Raw genomic sequence first — 1,881 nt, forward strand, 5'->3', positions numbered from 1 at the left:
GCGAAAGCCACTTTCGCGACGTTGAAGGTTGCGAAAGTGGCTTTCGCAACCCTCCCCTGGCCTCGTGGCACGCTTCATACCGCCGCTCGAGCGCGTTCCCAATGCCACCTTCGAGACCCTCAACGTCCCCAATGCGACATTGGGAACACTCGACCCCTGCTCACCGCACCTCGGAAGCCCCACACGCAGCCCCCACCCGTCCCTGGGGGGCGACCCCGATCCCAGCGTACCGCCGCAAGCGCCGCCTCGGGACGCGTGAGCCGAGTTGTCCACAGGCGGGCACGATTGTGGACAACTCCCGGTTGATCCCTTCTCGCCCCGGCGCCGTATCCCTCGACGGGGATAGGCTCGGCACGGGAATCGAAGCGGAAGGGTGCGGATGAGCAAGAAGGCGAGCATCGGGGTCACGGGCCTGGCGGTCATGGGCCGCAACCTGGCCAGGAACCTGGCGAGGCACGGGCACACGGTGGCCCTGCACAACCGTTCCGAGCAGCGCACGAAGGAACTGGTCGAGCAGTTCGGCGACGAAGGCGACTTCATCCCGGCGTATTCGGCGCAGGAGTTCGTCGACGCGCTGGAGCGGCCGCGCCAGGTCGTGATCATGGTCAAGGCAGGCGCGCCGACGGACGCCGTGATCGACGAATTCGTCCCGCTCCTCGAGAAGGGCGACGTGATCGTCGACGCGGGCAACGCGCACTTCGCGGACACCCGGCGCCGCGAGGCCGCGCTGCGCGAGAAGGGCATCCACTTCGTCGGCACCGGTGTGTCCGGCGGCGAGGAGGGCGCGCTGCACGGGCCGAGCATCATGCCGGGCGGGTCCAAGGAGTCGTACCAGTCGCTCGGGCCGCTGTTCGAGGACATCTCGGCGAAGGTCGACGGCGAGCCGTGCTGCACGCACGTCGGCGCGGACGGCGCCGGGCATTTCGTGAAGATGGTGCACAACGGCATCGAGTACGCCGACATGCAGCTGATCGCCGAATCGTTCGATCTCCTGCGCGGCGCCGGCGGTTACTCCCCCGCCGAGATCGCCGAGGTCTTCCGCACCTGGAATTCGGGCAGGCTGGACTCGTACCTGATCGAGATCACCTCGCAGGTACTGGCCCACACCGACGCCGCGTCCGGCAAACCGTTCGTCGACGTCGTGGCGGACCAGGCGGAGCAGAAGGGCACCGGCCGCTGGACCGTCCAAATCGGACTGGACCTGGGCGTGCCGATCAGCGGCATCGCCGAAGCCGTCTTCGCGCGCTCGCTGTCCGGCTCGTCGAGCTTGCGCGAGGCCTCCCGCGGCCTCGGCGGCCCCTCGCGCGCTCCGCTGACAGGGTCCGCTTTGGACACTTTCGCGGACGACGTCGAGCAGGCGCTGTACGCGTCGAAGGTGGTGGCGTACGCCCAGGGCTTCAACCAGATCCAGGCGGGCGGCGCCGAATACGGCTGGGACATCGACCTCGGCAAGGTCGCGTCCATCTGGCGCGGCGGCTGCATCATCCGCGCGAAGTTCCTGAACGACATCACGGCCGCGTACGCCGAAGAGCCCGCGCTGCCGACGCTTCTGACCTCAGGTGGCTTCCGCAAGGCCGTCGAGGACGCCCAGGACTCTTGGCGTTCGGTGATCTCCACAGCGGTGCGGCTCGGCATCCCGACGCCGGGATTCTCGACCGCCCTGGCCTACTACGACGGTCTGCGCGCGGAGCGGCTCCCCGCCGCGCTGGTGCAGGGGCAGCGAGACTACTTCGGTGCCCACACGTACCGCCGCGTCGACCGCGAGGGTTCGTTCCACACCGCTTGGGCGGCCGACGGGCGTCCCGAGTCCTCCGCCTGACAGGGCTGACAGGGCTGACAGGCCGCGTGATGGCCCCCGCTTACCAGGGGGCCATCACGCGG

At 69.0% G+C, this 1,881-nt stretch carries 1 protein-coding gene; it reads left to right on the plus strand.

Annotation, left to right across the window (positions count from 1 at the left end; genetic code table 11):
* The first annotated feature begins 379 nt into the window (after positions 1-379).
* The gene (gndA, locus tag ACXIZN_RS43120; RefSeq protein WP_192747658.1) at positions 380-1,819 is read left to right on the plus strand and encodes an NADP-dependent phosphogluconate dehydrogenase; all 1,440 of its coding nucleotides are present in this window, start codon (positions 380-382) and stop codon (positions 1,817-1,819) included.
* Positions 1,820-1,881 lie beyond the last annotated feature (62 nt).

Source organism: Amycolatopsis sp. TRM77291, assembly GCF_054166285.1.